The sequence below is a fragment of the uncultured Clostridium sp. genome (assembly GCF_947072515.1).
Taxonomy (GTDB): Bacteria; Bacillota; Clostridia; order Clostridiales; family Clostridiaceae; genus Clostridium.
In genome coordinates this window covers 53,704-74,771 of record NZ_CAMTIG010000013.1, presented here as the reverse complement: position 1 = coordinate 74,771, position 21,068 = coordinate 53,704, and the positions used below count along the sequence as shown (strand labels likewise).

The following is a 21,068-nucleotide window of genomic DNA, read 5'->3' as shown; positions in this document are numbered from 1 at the left end:
AAAATAAAGGACTTTTTCAATTTTGAAAAAGTCCTTTGTCTACAAGCTGAGAGCTACCTTTTAAAAGGTAGCTCTTATTTGTTTCTATTATTAAATTCCAAATGGAATTCCTAAAGTAAAGAATCCAATTAAAAGGATTGTCCAACAAATTATAAATCCTATAGAATATGGAGTCATAAGTCTTATCATATCTCCTAATGTATATTCAGGTTTATATTTTCTCATAAATACTAATATAATTCCTGCATAAGACATAAGTGGTGATATTACATTGGTAGATGAATCAGCCAATCTATAAGCCGCCGCTACTACTTCTGGTGTTAAGTTTTGATTAACACTAAATAACATTGGTATAAATATTGGTCCAAGTAACATCCATTTTGAAGTTAATCCTCCAACAAATAGATTGATTACAGCTGTTACTAATATAAATCCTATTAATAATAATACTGGATATTCACTTAATCCTAAGCTTTGTAAGAATGAAGCTCCAAGATATGTTATATAAGTTCCAATATTTGAGTAACTAAGTAATGCTAAGAAGTTGTATGAGAAGAAAGTTAATACTAACACATATCCCATTCCGCCCATTTGTTTACTCATAGCTTTTACTATGTCAATTGGTTTATTGAATTTTCCAACCTTTTTACCAAAGAATAATCCTGGTACAAAAAATGCAAATGTAATGAATAAGATAATGTTATCCATTATTGGATTAATAGTCGCACCTTTTTCATCTACAAAACTTTGAAGAGGTCCAAACTTTAACATTGCTATAACAGCTAATGCAATTACAAGTCCTAATAAAGCACTTTTTAAAGCTTTATTTTCTTCTGGCTTTATAGCAAAATTTTCTTGATCAAAATCTTCTGGTACAACATAACTTTCTTTTTCAAGTCTTGGCTTAACAAATTTAGCTGTAATAAAGTATCCTACTATTGATAAAAGAGCTGTTGATGCTAATATAAAGATATAGTTCATTGTTGCTGGATTAATAGCTTTTCCTACATTTGATACAAATGGTACCCCTTGTCCTTCAGCAAAAATCTTAGCATTATTCCCTACTATAACATCTATTGGTGTTCCTGGTATTAAGTTTGCACTAAATCCTGCTGACACCCCTGCAAAGGCTGCTGCCATCCCTATAAGAGGATTCTTTTTAAGTCCTACATAAAGCATACCTGCAAGTGGAATTAAAATTATATAACCTGCATCTGTTGCAATACTACTCATAATCCCTAAAAATACTAATACTACTGGTAAAAACTTATCTGATACTTTAAGACCTACTTTTTTAATTATAGTGCTTAAAAGTCCTGATTCTTCAGCTAATCCAACTCCAAGCATTACTATTAAGATAGTAGCTAAAACTCCTCCACCGTATCCAAGCCAGTTATTAAGCAAAGCATTATTAAATATCCATCTAAAGTTTTCTGGACTTAACATATTTTTTACTTCATGTACTATATTTCCTCCATCTGCTCCTAATGTTTCAAACTTCATTCCACCCATAAACAAAGTTAGAGTAAACACTATTGCATATAAACACATAAATATAATTACTGGATCTGGTATTTTCTTTCCAACCTTCTCTATAAAAGATGGCTTTTTTTCATCTTTTTTACTTATACTTTTTTGCTGTTTAGTTTTTGTACTCATAATTCTGCCCCCTTTGTTAACTATATGTTTTTAAAATTAACATTTCTTTAATATTTGTACTTATTATATCATCTTTTTCTTCTTTTATACTTATAAATTTTAAATTATAGATTTTTTTCGCATATTATTACATCAGTTTCAAAAAAAGGGTAATAATTTATTAATTTAATAAATTATTACCTATTTTTTTATTTTTTTATCACTTTACATATTATAGTTTGTTTCTTTTTGAAATACACAAAAAAGGATATGTATTTCTCCCTAATACATATCCTTCTAAATTGTTCAAAAAAACTTCTCTTTTACAATCTATATTTCCCATATATCTTTTTTAAAATTTAATAGAAAATATTTTACTTCTATAATCACAGGTATCTTAATTCATGCTTCTTTTGTTGTTTTATATATCCACAAAAAAAGATAGCTATAAAATATTTTTATAGCTACCTTTTTTATATTAGTGAAATTTTATTGAGTAAGTCTGTCGTTTTATTTAATTAAATAAATTTCATTTTGGGCTAGAAATTTATTTAATATATATCGGCTTAATTATATCTTAAGCGTCTTTTTTCCAACTTGGTTTTCTACAAGCATAAATTATTAATGGAATTATAAACATAGCTACTGAAGCTATTACTTGGAATGCAATATATCCTGTTGCACTAATTCCAGGTAATGATGGTATTAAACTTGCAATTATTGTTAAAGTAACACCGATTAATGCAAGTATTGCTACTATCCATACAGTTCCTTTTCCACCTAATTTAAATGGTCTTTCAAGTTCTGGTTTAGAATATCTTAATTTTATTATTGCAAATATCATTAAGATGTATGCTAAACAGTAGATGATTGTAGTTGTTATTGTAATCATTACGAATGCAGTATTTACACTTTGAACTACAGCAAATACTAATCCTAATAAAGAAATTACAACTGCTTGAATTATTACAAAAGTAATTGGAGCTCCATTTGAAGTTCTCTTTTGGAATACTTTTGGAAGTAATCCTTCTTCTGCAACCTTTATCATAGCCTTTGATGGTCCTAAAACCCAAGCTGATAATTGTGCTAATATACCTATTGCTATCATCCAACCTATAACATTTGTAAATATCATAGGAATTCCTAATGCTTTAAAGTATATTGAGAATGGTTGTAAAATGTTAGAGAATTCCATAGTTCCGTTTGGAACAGCATTTGCCATAGTTAAACCTGTAATTAAGTTTAATATGATAATAACCACTAATGTGAATATTACAGCTATTGGATAATTCTTCTTAGGGTTATCGATATTATTTGCGTGAACTGAAGAAATTTCAATACCAGCGAAAATAAATACGATAGCTGAGAATAATGTTAATGTTCCAGCATCATGGAAGTTTGGTAACACTTTGTGTACTGAGAATCCACCTGCTAAATAACCATGAGGATTTATTCCAAATTTTGCAACATATATTAATCCTAAGATTATTAATAATGCAAATGGAATATATACTCCAATGATTGCTCCCCAGTTACCAACTACTTTAACCATATCAAATTTTAAGCTAAGTAAAGTTACTAACCAATATCCAGCAACTATACATATAAATATGAATATATGGTTTTGTGCAAGTGCTGGACTACCAACTCCATAACCAATCATAACTCCTATAGTTGAGGCAATCATAACCATTCCGAAAAACATTTGAACCCATAATAACCATGAAGTTACGAATCCAAATCTTTCACCGAAAGCTTCTTTAACCCAAACTTGAGGACCTCCTTCTTTAGGATATGCAGTTGCAAGTTCAGCTGCGATTAATGCTATTGGAATAGCAAATAGCACTACTGCTGCAATAAGGTAAGAAATTTGTGTCCAACCTGTTGCAGCTAACGTAGGAACACTTCTAACTGTTCCAAAGAAAGCCATAGTAATACCAATAAGTTGTACTAAACTAAGTTTTTTGTTGTTATCCATAATAACGACATCCTTCCCACTCATATTTTGTTTTATTTAAAGGATTCTCGGAAATCCTTTATGAAGCTTATTATAGTTACATACTACTTTTTTTTCTAATTACAAAATATAAGTTTTTTATAAAATCACTACCTTTACACAATATTTTTTCTAATTTTTTCTCTATAAAATGATAATTTTTTTAATTTATTAGGTGTTTTTTTATTAAAGTATCATCAAATATAGCTAATTGTAATTTTTTTGTTTATATTGTTGATTTTTTGTGAATATATTCATTTGATGAAAATTATCTATTCTCTTATAAATAGCAATATTCTAACCTTTTTTCTCTATCCGCTTCATATTTTCTTAAAATATTTTCCTATATATTTTATTAGGTTTTACAGTTTAATGATTATATTTAATATGGTATAATAATTAGACATTTTTAAGAATTGGAGATTAACTATGATTATAGGAAAAGATAAACAAGATGAAGTTTTATATCTTAATAAAACTTTAAATAGAATACAAAATTTACTAAAGGAAGCAGGTGATTCAGAAGAATCACAAAGTAATGATATAAAATCAGACAGACGCCTTTTATGGGATAGTATTAAAGAACTTGATGAAATTGAAGTTCAACATTTCAATCAGAACCTTGCTATGCAAGAAAAACTTTATTTAAAAAACAGAGAGAAAATCAAAACTCTTAGAAATCAACTTTCCGTTCCTTATTTTGCTAGAATTGATTTTAAAGAAACTGGAGAATCTCCTGAAAGTATTTATATTGGAGTTTCTAGTGTAATGGAGGATGATTTTGACTTTCTAGTTTTAGATTGGCGTTCTCCCATTTCAAATATGTTTTATGATTATGAAATGGGTCCTAGTAAATATCAAACACCAAATGGTGAAATTCAAGGAGAAATTATTTTAAATAGACAATATAATATAAAAAATAGTGAAATTAAATTCATTCATGAAAATAATTCTTCTATCCACGATGAAGCACTTCTAAGTGTTCTTGGAAGTAATACATCTGATAAGATGAAAAATATTGTTTCTTCTATCCAAAAGAAACAAAATGAAATAATCAGAAATGATAAGACTAAAGTTCTTTTAATTCAAGGAGTTGCAGGTTCTGGTAAAACTTCTATAGCTATGCATAGAGCTGCCTACCTTTTATATAAGTACAGAAAGACTTTGAAAGCAAATGATATATTAATTTTCTCTCCTAACAATGTTTTTAGTGAGTATATAAGTGATGTACTTCCTGGATTAGGTGAAAGTAATATTTCTGAAACAACTTTAGAAGATTTCTACACTAGTTTCTTACCTAGAATTTATAATTATGAAAAGAAAAATGATTATTTAGAATATGTTTATAGCAACAATAATAGTAAAGAACGAGAAATACGTGATTTTTCAATGAAATATAAGAATAGTCTAGATTTTTCAAACAACCTTGAAGCTTTTTTAGAAAAGATTGATTCTTTACTTACTAATTTTAAAGATATAGTTTTTGATAATAGAATAATTGTAAGAAAATCTAAGCTATCTGAAATTTTCTTATCTAAATTTAAAAATATATCATTTATAGATAGAATTGATTCTCTTAAAGGAAATGTTTTTTCTATTGTAGAAACTAAATATTTTACTCAATTAAAAAATAAAAATTCCTCTGATTTTGGATATAATCCTTTTGATCACGGGAATAATATACAAGCTTATTTAAAAGAAGAGGTTTCAAAACAAATAGATTCTATGTTTAAAACTTTAAATCCTGTTGAAATTTATAAAATGTTTTGGTTTAGCTTAAAAAATAATAAAAATCTTTTAAATATTACAGATTTAACTTTAACTTCTATTGATAATGAAACTATTTTATTTGAAGATATAATTCCAATACTTTATTTAAAAATGTATATGGATGGTTTTAAAAATTACAATAAAATTCAACATGTTATTATAGATGAATGTCAGGATTATAGTCCTCTATTCTATAAGATGGTAAATAAAATATTCAAGAAGGCTTCATTTACTATTTTAGGAGATATAAATCAAAAGATATCTAGTCATACTAACATAGATAAAAAAGAAGATATTAAAGATATTTTTGGTGCTGAAAATACTGAGATAGTATCTCTTACAAAGAGTTATCGTTCAACATTTGAAATAACTGAGTTTGCTAAAAATATTTTAGAATTCGGTGAACCTGTTGAAGGTGTAGAAAGACATGGAGATATTCCTACTGTGTTAGAGAATGTCCCTAATATAGATGATGAAATTTTAAAGATTATCAATGAGGTACATTCTAAAGATTTACAATCTATTTCAATAATTACAAAAACTTCAGAGGATGCTTCAAATCTTTTCAATAGTTTAAAAGGGAAAATTACTAATTTAAATCTTATAATAGATGATGAAGGTCATTATAATAAAGGAATTACAATAATTCCTTCTTATATCTCAAAAGGATTAGAATTTGATGCTGTAATAGTTCCAGATATGGATATGTATACAAAAGATTCTGAAAGAAATCTTCTATATACCGTTTGTACTAGAGCATTACATTCTCTTTATCTTTTATCTAAAACTAAAAAATCTAACTTATTACATAAATAATATTTTTAATTAGTTAGATAAACTATTATAGAAAAGGACGTTTTTAAAACGTCCTTTTCTTATTTCTATCTTTCCTTATTATAAATAATTAATATAATTACTGATTCTTAATGGATATTCTAAATTAGGAGCTTCTATTCCTTGCCTTTTAAACTCTTCTTTAAAATAATTTTTATTATATCTTATCTTTTCTGGATCTCCCGTAAAACTTTCTGCTAATTCATTAAAGAAATAGGAACAATTTAGCTTACCTAAGTTAAAATAACATAAACAAAGCTGTAATGCTGGAATCCATGTATAATATTCTTTATTATCAATACTTGCATTTCCTTTCTCATGTCTAGAATCTAATGCACACCTATACCAAAAAGCTGATTGATTATAAAGACTCTCTTCAATAAAATATTCACCTAATGCACAACAAATTTCTGCTTTAGGTACATCTATCGAAAAAGATTCAAATGCTACATTTAGTATCATATCCCTCTCCCCTAATATTCTATAACAATTTATTATTTTATAATATGCAACCTTTTGATCTTCAATCCAGCCTTTCTTTGTTTCTAAAAATTCTCTATATTTTTTTATTGCCTCTTCATACTCTCCATTATCATATAGTTCATTCCCATAATAGAATATATCTCGTATAGTAAACTCTTCTTTATTCTTATCCATTTCTTTAAATATTTGAAGATTTCTATTACTATATGCTTTTACTTTTCCATGCTCAATTGCAAAGTCTCCATCAATTCCTGTTCCAAAAACCTCTAAGTATTCATGTACATGTCCAATCCATCTAAATCCACATTCTCTTTTTACAATTCTATTTCTTCTAAGTGAATATGAAACATTTCCCATTGCATCTCTTCCCAATACATATAAGCCACTAACAAATTGAATATCCTTATTAAAATGTTTAATTAATTTTTCGATTTTTTCAATATTTTCTTCATCAATAAAATCATCTCCATCTAACCATAAAATATATTCTTTAGTTGCTTTAGAAAAAGCAAAATTTCTTGCCTTTGCAAAATCATTTACCCATTCAAAATCAAATATCTTTGCATTAAATTTTTTAGCTATATCTTTAGTTTTATCTTGCGATCCTGTATCAACTATTATTATTTCATCAACAAATGTCCTTATAGATTCTAAGCATCTTTCCAAAGTTTTTTCCTCATCCTTAACTATCATACAAAGACTTAATGTTAATTTATATTCTTTTCTCACTAATAATCCCTCTTACCCTTTCCCTATATTTTTATTTATTACATTATTTTCATTCAACGTGTAATCTACGTTTCTTAATAAATATTTTTTATTAGAGAGTCTATTTTCATATTACTAATTTAACTTATAACTATCTCTTTTTTTCTATATACATTCCTTTTTAGTATTTTAATACATTGTATTCACATTTAATTTTAAATTTACACTCTCCCTATATATTCCTTTTAAAATAAATTCTAAATTCATTGTTGCAACTTCTTTTTCTATAATATATAATTATAAATATAATATGGCGCTATGGCCAAGTGGTAAGGCAATGGTCTGCAAAACCTTGATCCCCAGTTCAAATCTGGGTGGCGCCTCCAAAAAAAACTAGTATCTGAAGTTTTCAGATACTAGTTTTTTTATTTTAATGACTATATTTTTTATTATTAATCTTATCTAACATTCCATATCCTGCTAATATCACAAAGTCCCACGCTATAATAAACGCATATCTACTTTGCCTTTCTGTTAATAAATAAAAGCCTATAAATCCTAATAAAAGTATTATGAAGAATACTATTGCTAAATTAAATTTGCGTTTTAACGCCATTATTCCTTTAACACTAAAGAATAAAAGAATAAAGTAATAAATCCAACTTACTATCATTAACAAACTTGCCACTATATTATTTTCAAAAATACTTATTCCTTCATCTATAATATTTTTTGTATTAGTTATTTGTGTACTTCCTTGCATCCATTTATTATAATTTATGGTCCATCCACATGCTCCAAAGTCTCCAAATCCCCATTGTAATACTAATTTTTTAGCATAAAACTCTAAAATATCAACTGGTGTGTGTTCTTCAAATCTTTCAGTCATTTCTTTCTTTACAATTTTAGATATAGCCTCTTTATTATAATTATTATTCTCTGCTAAACTAGCATCTGGAGCATTCCATGCCCCTATTGTATTATAATTTGTTCCAACTAAAATAGTAATTATAGTTGGTTCTAATGGTTTCCATATTTGATTTTGTAAAATTTTATTATAAACTAACAAATTACTCACAACTACAGTTGGTAATATAAATACTATTATTAATGTAATAATTTTTACAATACTTTTCTTTATCTTTTCTTTTTTATAAATAATTAAATCCAATATGTAATAAATTATATAAGCTATAAGAAATACTATCCCTACAGGCCTAAATAAATCTCCTAGAGATAATAATATACCACTATATATTAATGGTTTAATCTTTTTATTATTTATGAAACCTAGAAACAATAATACGCTTCCTAAAAATAGTGGTATTGCCATATTTTCAGCCATAGTTTCGCTAGTATAAAATATAAATGGTGGAAATATACATAGTAATGCTGCAATAATATTACCTAATTTATAATTGGATATTTTTATTCCAATTCTATAAATTAAATATACCGAAATAGTCTCATATATACAGTTCAATATCTTTATTAAAATTAGTGGGGTACTGCTTATCTTAAATAAACTTGCAAAATATAATACTGTTATACTATCATGTGGAAATCTTGCAAAGTAACTATTTCCATGAAATCCTGAAAAATTTCCATTTGCTACTGCTCTTCCTGTTTCATACATTAATTTAAAATCAGATATAGGTTGAGTTTTTATGGCAAATATCCATATAATTCTTAATATAAATGCTACTACTAATATATATACTATTGTTTTTTTATTTTCTAAAATTTTTTCCATTGTTAGACCCTTTCTTTAATAAGTATCTTTTCAATTATAAATCTTTAAATTTAATTTATACAAGTAATTTTTATTAATTTATAGCTTAACCTAAAATTATTTATAAATGCTTACTTTATATTTTTCTATAAAAAATAACTAATCACATTTATGATTAGTTATAAAGCAAATTTTTCATTTTATTTAATTTTATGAAAATTCCCATGTGCGAATTCATCAGTAAAAATTCCTCTGTGATTCATAGTATAACTGTTATTACAAACTTGAATCCCTCCAATAATTAATATATAACTAACTATTACGGCTAAAATTATCGGTGCAATCCATTTAGCCCCTATTTTGCCCATATTATCAACTCCCATTCTCTTCATTTGTATATATAAATTTTATCATATCTAGGATTTTTTATATTTTGTTATTATTTTCAAATTTATAAGTTTAACTATCTCTTTTTTGAATATTTTAATAAGTAATTGTTCATTTTTTTAAATAAATCAATGTTTTCTTTTAAATTTATATTATTTATATAATTATTCTTTTCTTGTTTTACATTTTATTTTATATTTGTTTGTTCTTTATTAATTTTTTTAATATACTCTAAATACATAATATGAATATTTTTCATATTAAAAGAACATAATATTTTTAATATTGAAAAGGAGCGAAATATTTTGAATATAAGAAACTTAAAACAAAGTTATATTCTACAAGTCGGCGTAGTCCTTATCCTTTTAATTTATTTTCTATTTAAATTAGATGATATCCATAGGTATTTGGGTGTCTTTATGAGTATGATGACTCCAATTTTTGTTGCAATTGCACTTGCATTCATCTTAAATTTAGTTGTCAAGTTTTTAGAAAACAAATTGGTTTATAAATTTTTCTTAAAGAAAAAGACTAATAAAAATAAAGGCATTGTTAGAGGACTTTGTATAATTCTAGCTATTATTATAATTTTCGGTATTATAGCAACTGTTTCTTTCGTTGTAATCCCAAAAGTTATAGATAGTCTTATACAGATTGCTGGTTATGCCCCAAAATATCTTATAAGTCTTGAAAACACCTTAGAAAAATGGTTCCATATATCTAATAAATCCGATTTAGTTAATGGAATCTATAAAGAAGCTATTGGTGCTTGGAAGAATATCCTTTCAGTAGGTACTACTGTTATTACATCAGGACTTTCCTCTATTCTTTCATTTACTATATCATTTACTAGTGGAGTAGTTGATTTTATAATGTCACTTATTCTAGCAATTTACATGTTATATAGTAAAGAAATGCTTATAAGACAATCAAAAAAAGTTATTTATGCATTGCTTAGAAAAAATGAAGCTGATAAGATTGTAAGCGTTATAAAAACACTTAATACATCTTTTGCATCTTTTATTACTGGACAATGTACTGAAGCATTTATAATTGCTGTTTTAGCATTTATACTGATGACAATTTTAAGAATTCCATATGCTCTTTTAATAGCTTGTCTGCTAGGTGTAACTGGAGTTATTCCTATACTTGGAGCTTTCATTGGAACAATACCAGCTATTCTTTTATTACTTATGATAAGTCCAATAAAGGCACTTACATTCTTAATTGCAATAGTTGCTCTTCAACAAGTAGAAAGTAATGTTATTTACCCTAGAGTTGTTGGTTCTTCCGTAGGACTCTCTTCCCTTTGGATAATGATTGCTATAATTCTTGGAAGTTATGTTTATGGCATCCTTGGAATCCTTATTGGTATTCCTTTAATAAGTGCTTTCTATAAAATATTTAGCGGATATGTAAATAAAAAACTTCATGAAAAAGATATTAGTTTATAAATATTTAAATAAAAAAATCACATCAAATTATGATGTGATTTTTTTTATTATTCTTCTTCAAAGATTTCTTCAATCTCTGTTTTAGTTAATGGTTCATTTAATAAGTAATATGCATTTTCTTTACCGTCATACTCATACATCTGTACTGCTTTTCCATTTGTAACTATTGCATATTCAGCCATTGTCATATCACTTAAATCCATAAGCTTATCTACAGCCTCATCACTTATATTTTCAGAGTCTACACATGAAACTACTATAAGAGGACATATTTCTTCTCCTGTTGAATATTCAACAATAAAATCTGCTATTTCTTCAGTTTTTAAACCATATGTCTTTAATGGTATATCCATTACAACAGATTCTTTAAATCCTAGTTCATCTTTTAAATATTTTTCTGTTATTAATTTTATATTATTTTGTTCCATCTTTTCACCTTTATACTTTTATTTTGATTTTGATTTACTAAATTTAGCATGACAAATTATTCCTATTTTTTGTGATAAATATCCCAATACATTACCACATATTAAAGCAGGCACTACTGCTTGCCAATGTCCATTTAATCCAAATGTTGAAAAGCATCCACAAAAAGCTCCTGAAATAAACTCAAACTTTTTGAACTTTGCTTGTATTACCATAGCAAAAGAAAAGACTGCTGTTAAAAAGTATGACCAAAAATGACTTGGAAAAATTGATGATCCCTTTATAATAAGAACAGCATACAGAATTCCCGTAGCATTTGAGCAAAGAGATCTAAAGAGTCCTTTTGCCATTCCGCCTGAAGAATAGTAACTAGTCCATCCTACAAATCCAGTCCAACTTACCATTCCAAAAAAAGTGGCCATCCATGCCCAAACTCCTGATAAAACACCAACACTTACCGCAACATATACAAGTACATCCATAAAAAAAAATTCCTCCTTAGTATCCCCTGAAACATTTATTTAATTTTTTAAAATTATACCATATTATTCTCTATCTAAGTAAACATTTAAATCAACTTAATAATTTTATCTTAATTTTAGTATTTATCTATAAACATTAAATACTTATTTTTTCTAAAATAAAAAAAATATATTAAAAACAATATAGATATACTTAATTATAAATATTTTCTCCCTCCTCTTTATATTTATTCTTCTTTTACTAATATATCTTTTAAACTTCTGCTTTTTAAGCTATTTAATATATATATTCTAAAGTAAAATATATATTTCACTCTACTTTTAATAAAACTCTCCCATATACTTATACTAATTTAGTAGTTTCATACAAAATATTTCTCTAGTTAAATAAATTATTTTATTTGCTAACTACTTCATTTTATTATATAACATATACAATATATTACTACTTTCGTTTTATCTATTTCTTTTACTTACACTGTTGAGTTTATTGAACTTTTACAACCTTATTAGTATTATTTAATTTTTTAATTATACTAATAGACTTCATAAACAAAACTTATAAATTTACAGAGGTGATTTTTATGAATAATACTTTTAAATGGCTTTCAAGACTCGGTTTATTTTTAATCTTTATTTCAATAGTTTTAGTTTTCACTTCAATATCTAAAATTATAATAGTAATTTTAGCATTTGGAGGACTTTTTTTATTTGTACTATTTGCAGCTAAAAGTACTACTTTTATATGTAGTGAATGTCATAAAGAATTTAAGTCAACTCCATTAGATTTCTTTTTAGGTCTCAATACAGGTAATTCTAAATTATTAAAATGTCCTCACTGCGGTGTTAGGAACAGTTGTTCTCCTTCTCGTAAAAAATCTAATTAACTAAACTTCTTAAATCAGCCAATTAAAATAAGCGTAGTAGAAACTTCCTATTTCCACTACGCTTATTTCTTTATATTATTCTTTATTCTTTACTTTTTTACTTCTTATTCTTCTAATTACAGCATATCCAATCACTATTAAAATTAATACTGCTAGAATTATTGCTAAATAATATTCTCTTAAGAAATATTCAATCTTTAATTTTGTAGATACATTTTTATTAGAATTTATATTTACTAATTCATTTTGTGTTATTTGTGTTTTATCAACTAATTTAGAGACTATTACAAATCTTCCATTATCAAACTCATAACTACATGTCGATAATGTAAGAAGTTTTGTTTGACTATCTATAGGTACATCACGCCAGAAGTATGCATGCGATTTCAAGTCATTTATATAATTCTCAAATTCCTGTTGATTTGCAAAGTTAACTTTTAAATATGGATTATCTGCATGAACTACAGCATCCCCAAATATTTCATATTTATATAAGTAATCTCCTTGCATCACATATATATATTTATTTTCTTTAAAGAAATTTGTATCTTTGTATGGCCAAAGACTACCAAACATGCTTCCATTTCTCATATTGTGCCCAAATATAAGTAAATTTCTTGAAGTTTCAGGGTTGTATTTATTATAAATAAATAGATTTCCTTCTATACTTTCAGCATTTTTAAAATTATGATGAAGATAGTATTCATTGTTATCAGTTTGAACAACAGGATAATTCACTTCTGTATTTGGAATTTTAAGCCACAATTTATAATCTGGATTTATTTGCTTTAATTCCTTTTCTTTATTTAATATATTTTCATTAGGTTTAACTTCCATCATCTGCTGTATTTTATTATTTGCTTTATTAGCAGTATAATATTCTATTTGCTTATATACAATCTTATAAAGACAAAATATTATTATTAAAATTAATATCACATTTATTATTCTACGTATATTCTTCATTTAGCCCTCCTTGTATTTTTTAAGGTATATCTGTCTCATTATATAATACAAAAAAGTCTTTTTTGTTAATATATTAATTCTAAATATAAAATTTCGAAGATTTTCTTTATTTTCCTTTATAATTTATCTTTTTCACAAAGTTTATTTTTTAAATTATATATCGCTCCAGCAATATATAATTAGATCATCCCTAAATCCAATATAATAAATTTTCCCTCATTTTAACCCCATTACTATATAGTTTGAAAGATTTTTCAACTATTATTTAATTTTCTCAAAATTAAATACTTAAATAACCTAAATTTAATTAACTCCGTTTATCTTTTCTATATCTCCCCTCCTAACATTTGAATTATTTATAAAAATCAATTAAATCAATCCTTATTATTTTATTAACATTATACATTTTCTTATCTATCAATTCAAAACTCCATCAAACTTTTCTTCCATTTTTATTTACATTTTTAACTTTATATACATTAATAAAATTGTTTACACAAACCTATCTATACATCTATATATTATCAAAACTACTTAAATATCTTTTTAATCCCTTCTAAAGCTTTGCAATTACTAGCTTTATAGAGATTATATTAAATATTTATATATATAAATAAATTATATATATTCTCAAAATTTCATTTATTATTTTTTATATTTTATAACTTTCTAACTTTTATATTTTTTCATTATTATCTCTATATATTAAAAAAACGCACTAATAATTTGATTTATTTTATTATTTTAATAATATTTCTTCTATTTATTGATAATTTATTTATCAAAGAACTCTTTGTCTTCCAATCTTTTTGTTCAATAGAAAAAAGACTGCAAATTTTACAGTCTTTTGTTAAATATCTTTTGCTTATTAATATTTATATTTTCCAAAAACTATTATAAACTATTGACTTTTTCACTATATTTTTAAAGTTACTACCATCTGTGTATATCTTTCCACAAATAATAGTTGTTATTGGACAAACTATTACGAGTCCTATACATCCTATAAATGTATGTACAATTTCAGATGAAATAAATTGAGAATTTAAAATATTAATAAAAGGAGTTCCCTGAGCCATATACACCATCATTACACAAATAAAACTTCCTAAGTAAGCCAATAATAATGTAGTGGTCTGTGTCCCAAGCACCGATCTACTAATATTCATACCTGATTTTAAAATATCCTTTTTAGAAATCTCTTTATTATTGATATAAAGTTCCTCTATGGCGGCAGATATATCTATAGCTAAATCTAATATAGCTCCTGAGCAAGATAGATAAATAGATGCTTTATAAATACCTGTTAAATCTAAACTTTCAAATCCTGCATAAAGCAATGACTCTGACCACTGCATAATTACTCCATCTATATTAAATATACTTGTTGCTAAGCTTCCCAATACGCAGGTTAAAATAGATGATATAAGTGCTCCTAAAATAGCTGCATAAGTTCTTTTAGTAAATCCTGATACCAAAATTAATGTCACAAGTGATATAACAGAACCAATAGCAATTCCTACTAACATAGGACTATATCCTTTTAAAAGAAGAGGTATTAGTATCTTCCAAATAGTTACTATTGTGAATATAAAGGATAATATAGTTCTAATTCCTGTTACTCCACCTAATAAGCCAAGCAATAAGAAAAATACCAAAACCAATATTACTATTTTTCCTAATCTATAATGCTCTACTACATTAGCTCCAGTTATTTCTCCTTTACTATCCATTTCAACTAAAACTAAGGCTTTCTCATTTACTTTAAATAATTTGTCTGCTTCTAACTTTCCCGATAAAAGATTATTTGCCCAGACTACTTTACCTTTATGCTTTCCATTCAAAATTTTTATTTCACAAACTTGATTACCCTGTTTTATCATTCCAGTATTATAAATACTACTTTCATTTATATTAAGTACTTTTCCTTTTGCACTATATGAATTTTTATATATTTGTTTTTCAAAGCCTGTAGGAATAATTAATAAAATTATTATCCCTACTAAAGCTATAATTGAAAATACTAAATTTTTATTTTTCATTTATTTAATCCCTGATATTTTAACTAATTTATTATATATATCAGTATTATCATAAAATCCTGTAAACTCACTTGATCCTTCTCCTATTGCATAAACTGGTACTGGCACTCCTGTATGCGAATATGAAGTCCATCCTATTCCAGCCTTATTATTCATAATATGTGTTAATGTAACAGTTAAAGGCTCGTATCCTCCATACAAGAACACTTGTTCCTCATCATCCTTAACCTTATTTCTTTCCTCTTCACTCTTAATCGTTTCTTTAAATGCATTTTCTAATTTTTTATATTCATAATCTGTAAGCACTAAATTTTCCATCTCTTTTTTATTAGAATCTTTATCACTTTTAGCTATAAGTCCAAATTTTTCTTTAATTATAGGTAATACATCTTTTAAAGTTAAATTTTTATTTTTTTCTTTTTCCTTATTTAGAAGTTCATCAAATTCAACATAACTCATTTTTTGATTATCCAATATATTAAAAGCAGTATCATATCCTGTAGTTGCTTGTCCTATAGTCATACCTCCAGTTTCATGATCTCCTGTAACAATAATTAATGTTTCATCTGGATGTTCTTTATAAAAATCAAAAGCTACCTTTATAGCTTCATCTAAAGCTAAAGTTTCTTTAATATTAGTCATTGCATCATTCGCATGTCCAGCCCAATCAATTTTTCCACCTTCAACCATCATAAAGAAGCCATTATCATTGTCTAAAACTTGTATTCCCTTTTTAACAAAATCATCTAATCCTAAAGAATCCTCTTTTTTGTCTATGTTATACGCCATAGCATTTGAATCTTGCAATTCATCACTTATAGCATAAATCTTTCCTGAATTTTCATTAAGTGAATTAAAATCCTCTTTATTTTCAGTAATTGTATATCCCTTTTCTTTAATTATTCCAAAAGCATCTTTTTCATTATTATCTTTTCCTTTAGATTGTGCTAAGCTTCCACCAGCAAAATAATCAAAATTACTATCTGCTAATTGAAGTGCTATATCATACATATTTCCTCTTGATGGTGTGTGTGCATAGAAAGCTGCAGGAGTTGCATGATCTATTGAGACACTACTTACAATACCTATTTTCTTTCCCTCTTTTTTCAATAATTCTGTAATACTCTCCTCTTTGCTTTCCTTATCATCTTTAAGCCCTATCACTCCACTATGTGTTTTATATCCACTAGACATTGCCGTGGCTGTTGATGCTGAATCTGGTGCAAATGAAGTTGAATCTTGAGTTGTCATACTTCCCACTATTGGAAAACTATCAACTGTAAGCTTTCCTGTTTTTATTTTTTTTGATTCTTTAGATCCAAGGAAAACCCTAGCAGAATTTAGCTGAACTGATGCCATTCCATCCCCTATAAATGTAAAAATATATTTAGGCTTTTTATATTCCTTATTTTGATTACTAGTTACTGCTACATCTTTCCCCCCATTTTCTTGTGAAGTAGCCAATCCACATCCTACAAAACTTCCTAAAGTAGCTCCTACGACTAAAATTATTGCGATTATTTTTTTAAATTTCATTTAAAAATCCCCTTACCCTTTTTATATTTACAAGTCAAAGTTTAATACTTTAATATTAAACTTATATTAACTATAATTTGGGTTTTATTTAAAATATTGTTAAATAATTTTAATAAAAATGAAATTAGATGCTTTATTATGTTTCTATTTAATCTAAAATTATATATATATATAATTTTAGCTAGAGGCTTCACGCGGACAAATAACTTTTTTAATCTCTAAAACTTTAGTAAAATCACTAACTATACGCTTTTGTAGAACATAATATTATATATTTCCTATACATTAAAAAAGAAGAGGTCTAAACTAGACACTCTTCTCCCTCTAAACACCTGTTGCCATTTCTCCTGGATGTAAATCAAACTTACTTAACCATGGATACTCTTTGATTATTTTATAATAGTCACTTACACATGAACTCCAAATTATCTCTAAAACATTTAAATTTATTTCTTTTTCCTTATATTGATCTAATGCTGTTCCTATAGTCCTCACTACCTCTTCTAAGGCCTCTAAGGCTTCTTTCTTTTCTTCTGACTCTTTATACTCTATAAAAGCACTATTATGGATTAATACACATCGCTCCATTATATTCGTAGCTCTTTTTATTACTGCATGCTTATGTCCTAACAAAATACTTCACCTTCTTTACTAAAATGCCCAAGTTACATTTACAAAATTATTATTATCACTAATCATCTTCTTAAAGCACAGGATATTCTGGCTTATAGCCATCATATAAATTAAATTTATTTATCCATAAATACTCTTGAAATATTTCTTCATATTCTTGCTTATAAGTAAGATACTTTTCTTTCATTTCTTCCGTAGTAATATTATTTATTTTATATTCTTCAAGAGATATATCTAATATTTTTACTATAACTTCTAATTTCTCTAAAGCCTCTTGTTTCTCTTCACCTTCATACTCTAAAAATACTCTATTATAAATAAATACAGCTTGTTCTGCTATTCCTTTTGCTTTAGTTATCAATCCATGCTTATATCCTATAAAATGCATATCTACCACTCCTTAAAACTTTTTATTTATAAGTTTTCCTTTAATAATATTAGGAATTATTAAAATACCTGCAAATATAGTTAGTCCCAAATAGGTATATCCAAAAATACTTATTCCCATTTTACTAACCATATATCCTGTAAATAAATTTAAAATACTTGATAATACAGTTGGAATTATTACTAACTGAAATAAAAATGCTGTTGATTGCTGCTTTTTAGGTACAAGAATACTAATAAGTTTATTCTGTGTTGGTAAAACCATTCCTATAATACATCCATGAAAAAGCATTAAAGCTATAAGTATATAGTAATTAGTTTCATTAGCCATTATAGTCCATCTTACCACCGCTAAAATTAAACATATTACTATAATTAAATAACTCTTATCTGCTATTTTAAATTTATGGAAATTAAATAAAAATACAATTTCCATTAATACCATTATAAATGGCAACATAACAACAAACTCATTTGGTGCATGAAGATGTAATAATATAATTGGCATAGCAAAGCTTCCTGTAATGTTTGAAGTTGAAACTAATATAGTTAGTGCTATAAGTTCTAAAATAAATTTCTTATTTTTAAATAAGTTTAATACTGTAAAGAAATCTATTTTTTCTTTCTTTTCTTTTTCAGATACATAAACTTCTGGCAACTTACTTAAAAATACTAAAGTTACTAATATTATAATTCCACCTACAACAAAAGCTCCTTTAACTCCAAAAAAATAAATACTAATTGGTGCTAAAATTCCTGATAATCCAAATCCTATTGCTCCAAAAACTCTAATTTTTCCATAAGGATATCCAGTCTTCTTTACAATATGCATAATATACTCATCATTAATTCCACCTGATGGCTGCGTTAAAAAACTTCCAATTAAATTTATTATAAAAAATATACCAAAACTATTTAACAACACTAGAAGAAAAATCTTAATAGTATTTGCAACAGTTATAAGCTTATTTGTTAATATAAGTTTCTTGTGCTTGTCCATTATCCATCCCCATAAAAATGAAGTTGGTAAAAGTACTATAGGTGTTATACCCACAATTAAAGTTATTTCATTATAAGAATATTTTTTTACAGTACTTAGAAAAATTACAAAGCTGCTAGATATAAATCCTCCACCTAATAATGCTATAAGCATATAACTTGAAAAAATTTTTATTGTCTTTTTATCTTTTGTTTCCATTTTTCACTACCTCTGCTTTAATATATCTATATCTTACCATATCTTCCTTCTATTTATTTTTACAAAAAAACATCATTATCTAAAATAATGATGTCTGAATTTATTTTGATTTTTTAAATATATTTTTAATATTTCTTGTTAACACTTGGAAAAAGGTTAGTGATTTAACTATCTTATCTGCTCCTACATATTGTCTTATTGTACGAAGTACTTTTTTAGGATCTTTTGATGTAAATGAAAATGTTCCATTCTTTTTTGTTTTAATTGCATATCTTGGTATCCATTTTCCACCAAACATTATTGATGCAATCACGCAATCTACTTCATCCCAAGGAATTTGAATAAAATTCTTTTTATTTTTTTTGCTATAAAATTCAAAACCTTTATCCCCAATCATTATTTGTCCATAACTAGATACTCCATTACAAGATGTTCCATCTATAACTAGATCTGCTTTTGTATTAAGTGACTGTATCAATTTTTCTTACCTCTTTTCTCGCTATTCTATATTCCTATTATATCAAATAAAAACCTAGATTAAAATTATGTTTAACCTAGGTTTTTAAATATTACATTAATCCAAGTACATGGAAAATAACACCTGCTGCAAATAATGCTAGTATAAGAATAATAGGAGAAACTCCTTTTTTAAGTAACCACATACAGAAAAGTGTTAATAATAATCCTGCAAGACCAGGGATTAATGAATCTAAATTTCCTTGTAAAGTTATAACTTTATCTGGAGTTAATGATAACCCTTGAGATTGTTGAATTAAAGCTTGTTGTATTCCATGTGCTCCACTTGGAAGTGTGCTCCAATCAATAAATGCTCCCTTAGATAAAGGTACTTTTGAAATTATTGGTGTAAACTTAATTGCTACCCATCTATTAACAAGTGCTCCTAGGATAAACATACCTAAAATAGCTGCACCCTTATTAATATCTTTCAATAAACCACCGGACACATCTTCAGTAATCTTACTACCTGCTTTATAAGCAAATTCTTGTAAATACCAAGTAACAACTGCGATGATAATATTCCAACCGAAGAAGAATATTATTGGTCCTAAAACATTCCCTGCCATTGCAAGAGAAGCACCTAAGGCTGCAAGTATTGGTCTAATAGTAAACCAAAATACTGGATCTCCAACCCCTGCTAAAGGTCCCATCATACCAATCTTAACACCTTGAATTGTTCCATCATCAACTTGTGCTCCATTTGCACGATCTTCTTCAAGTGCTAATACAACCCCAACTATAGGAGGTGAAACGAATGGATTTGTGTTATAAAATTCTAAGTGACGTTTAAGAGCTGCTGCTCTATCCTCTTTTGTCTTATATAATTTTTTAATTGCTGGTACTAATGAATATGCCCAACCACCATTTTGCATTCTTTCATAGTTCCAAGAACCTTGTAAAAGCCATGAACGAAGCCAAACCATGATACGATCTTTTTTTGATAGTTTAATTCTTGAATCATCTTTTTTTGCGTTTTCCATATCTCTTTAT

18 protein-coding genes and 1 tRNA gene are annotated in these 21,068 nt (G+C 26.4%); 4 read left to right on the top strand and 15 right to left on the bottom strand.

Translation table 11 applies throughout. From position 1 onward, the window contains the following. Positions 1 to 90 precede the first annotated feature (90 nt). Both Q0W06_RS07025 and tyrP read right to left on the bottom strand, forming a co-directional pair. Positions 91 to 1,659, bottom strand: coding sequence for an AbgT family transporter (locus tag Q0W06_RS07025; RefSeq protein WP_297633268.1), 1,569 nt, complete (start codon positions 1,657 to 1,659; stop codon positions 91 to 93). Positions 1,660 to 2,215: 556 nt separating this feature from the next. Continuing rightward, the gene (gene tyrP, locus Q0W06_RS07020; protein ID WP_297633266.1) at positions 2,216 to 3,616 is read right to left on the bottom strand and encodes a tyrosine-tyramine antiporter; all 1,401 of its coding nucleotides are present in this window, start codon (positions 3,614 to 3,616) and stop codon (positions 2,216 to 2,218) included. Between the two features lie 447 nt (positions 3,617 to 4,063). Between tyrP and Q0W06_RS07015 the strand changes: the two genes are divergently transcribed. Further along, the gene (locus tag Q0W06_RS07015) at positions 4,064 to 6,220 is read left to right on the top strand and encodes an AAA family ATPase (RefSeq protein ID WP_297633265.1); all 2,157 of its coding nucleotides are present in this window, start codon (positions 4,064 to 4,066) and stop codon (positions 6,218 to 6,220) included. A gap of 78 nt (positions 6,221 to 6,298) precedes the next feature. On the opposite strand, the gene Q0W06_RS07010 is transcribed toward Q0W06_RS07015, so the two are convergent. After that, on the bottom strand, positions 6,299 to 7,450 hold the full coding sequence (locus tag Q0W06_RS07010; protein WP_297633263.1) for a glycosyltransferase family 2 protein: 1,152 nt from the start codon (positions 7,448 to 7,450) through the stop codon (positions 6,299 to 6,301). A 291-nt stretch (positions 7,451 to 7,741) separates the two neighbouring features. Between Q0W06_RS07010 and Q0W06_RS07005 the strand changes: the two genes are divergently transcribed. Then, positions 7,742 to 7,815 (top strand) — tRNA-Cys (locus Q0W06_RS07005). Positions 7,816 to 7,859: 44 nt separating this feature from the next. Here the strand turns inward: Q0W06_RS07005 and Q0W06_RS07000 are convergent. Together Q0W06_RS07000 and Q0W06_RS06995 are read right to left on the bottom strand one after the other, a co-directional pair. Further along, the gene (locus Q0W06_RS07000) at positions 7,860 to 9,182 is read right to left on the bottom strand and encodes a glycosyltransferase family 39 protein (protein ID WP_297633261.1); all 1,323 of its coding nucleotides are present in this window, start codon (positions 9,180 to 9,182) and stop codon (positions 7,860 to 7,862) included. Between the two features lie 179 nt (positions 9,183 to 9,361). After that, positions 9,362 to 9,529: a hypothetical protein gene (locus Q0W06_RS06995; protein WP_297633259.1), complete on the bottom strand. Its 168-nt coding sequence runs from the start codon at positions 9,527 to 9,529 to the stop codon at positions 9,362 to 9,364. Between the two features lie 438 nt (positions 9,530 to 9,967). Here Q0W06_RS06995 and Q0W06_RS06990 point away from each other — a divergent pair, with 438 nt between their 5' ends. Then, positions 9,968 to 11,002 (top strand): AI-2E family transporter, encoded by a 1,035-nt coding sequence (locus Q0W06_RS06990; protein ID WP_297633257.1) that lies wholly within the window; start codon positions 9,968 to 9,970, stop codon positions 11,000 to 11,002. Between the two features lie 47 nt (positions 11,003 to 11,049). Here the strand turns inward: Q0W06_RS06990 and Q0W06_RS06985 are convergent, their stop codons facing one another. Then, entirely contained in the window at positions 11,050 to 11,430 is a 381-nt protein-coding gene (locus tag Q0W06_RS06985) for a type I restriction enzyme HsdR N-terminal domain-containing protein (protein WP_297633255.1), read from the bottom strand. A gap of 18 nt (positions 11,431 to 11,448) precedes the next feature. After that, the gene (locus Q0W06_RS06980; protein ID WP_297633253.1) at positions 11,449 to 11,910 is read right to left on the bottom strand and encodes a DUF1097 domain-containing protein; all 462 of its coding nucleotides are present in this window, start codon (positions 11,908 to 11,910) and stop codon (positions 11,449 to 11,451) included. A 584-nt stretch (positions 11,911 to 12,494) separates the two neighbouring features. Here Q0W06_RS06980 and Q0W06_RS06975 point away from each other — a divergent pair. Beyond that, positions 12,495 to 12,797 carry a hypothetical protein gene (locus Q0W06_RS06975; RefSeq protein ID WP_297633252.1) on the top strand — a complete coding sequence of 101 codons (303 nt, stop codon included), beginning with the start codon at positions 12,495 to 12,497 and terminating at the stop codon, positions 12,795 to 12,797. Positions 12,798 to 12,872: 75 nt separating this feature from the next. Here Q0W06_RS06975 and srtB read toward each other — a convergent pair whose 3' ends face one another. From srtB to Q0W06_RS06935, 8 genes are all read right to left on the bottom strand, one after another. Beyond that, positions 12,873 to 13,763, bottom strand: a complete 891-nt coding sequence (srtB, locus tag Q0W06_RS06970) for a class B sortase (protein WP_297633250.1) — start codon at positions 13,761 to 13,763, stop codon at positions 12,873 to 12,875. 875 nt (positions 13,764 to 14,638) lie between these two features. Continuing rightward, complete coding sequence (locus Q0W06_RS06965) at positions 14,639 to 15,805, bottom strand: YibE/F family protein (RefSeq protein ID WP_297633248.1); 1,167 nt, start codon at positions 15,803 to 15,805, stop codon at positions 14,639 to 14,641. Next, on the bottom strand, positions 15,806 to 17,341 hold the full coding sequence (locus Q0W06_RS06960) for an alkaline phosphatase (RefSeq protein WP_297633246.1): 1,536 nt from the start codon (positions 17,339 to 17,341) through the stop codon (positions 15,806 to 15,808). 324 nt (positions 17,342 to 17,665) lie between these two features. Next, on the bottom strand, positions 17,666 to 17,974 hold the full coding sequence (locus Q0W06_RS06955; protein ID WP_297633244.1) for a hypothetical protein: 309 nt from the start codon (positions 17,972 to 17,974) through the stop codon (positions 17,666 to 17,668). Between the two features lie 70 nt (positions 17,975 to 18,044). Continuing rightward, on the bottom strand, positions 18,045 to 18,362 hold the full coding sequence (locus Q0W06_RS06950) for a hypothetical protein (RefSeq protein WP_297633242.1): 318 nt from the start codon (positions 18,360 to 18,362) through the stop codon (positions 18,045 to 18,047). A gap of 12 nt (positions 18,363 to 18,374) precedes the next feature. Next, complete coding sequence (locus Q0W06_RS06945; RefSeq protein WP_297633240.1) at positions 18,375 to 19,559, bottom strand: MFS transporter; 1,185 nt, start codon at positions 19,557 to 19,559, stop codon at positions 18,375 to 18,377. A 100-nt stretch (positions 19,560 to 19,659) separates the two neighbouring features. Continuing rightward, positions 19,660 to 20,037: a DUF956 family protein gene (locus tag Q0W06_RS06940; protein ID WP_297633238.1), complete on the bottom strand. Its 378-nt coding sequence runs from the start codon at positions 20,035 to 20,037 to the stop codon at positions 19,660 to 19,662. 91 nt (positions 20,038 to 20,128) lie between these two features. Continuing rightward, complete coding sequence (locus Q0W06_RS06935; protein WP_297633236.1) at positions 20,129 to 21,058, bottom strand: PTS system mannose/fructose/sorbose family transporter subunit IID; 930 nt, start codon at positions 21,056 to 21,058, stop codon at positions 20,129 to 20,131. Between the last annotated feature and the right edge of the window lie 10 nt (positions 21,059 to 21,068).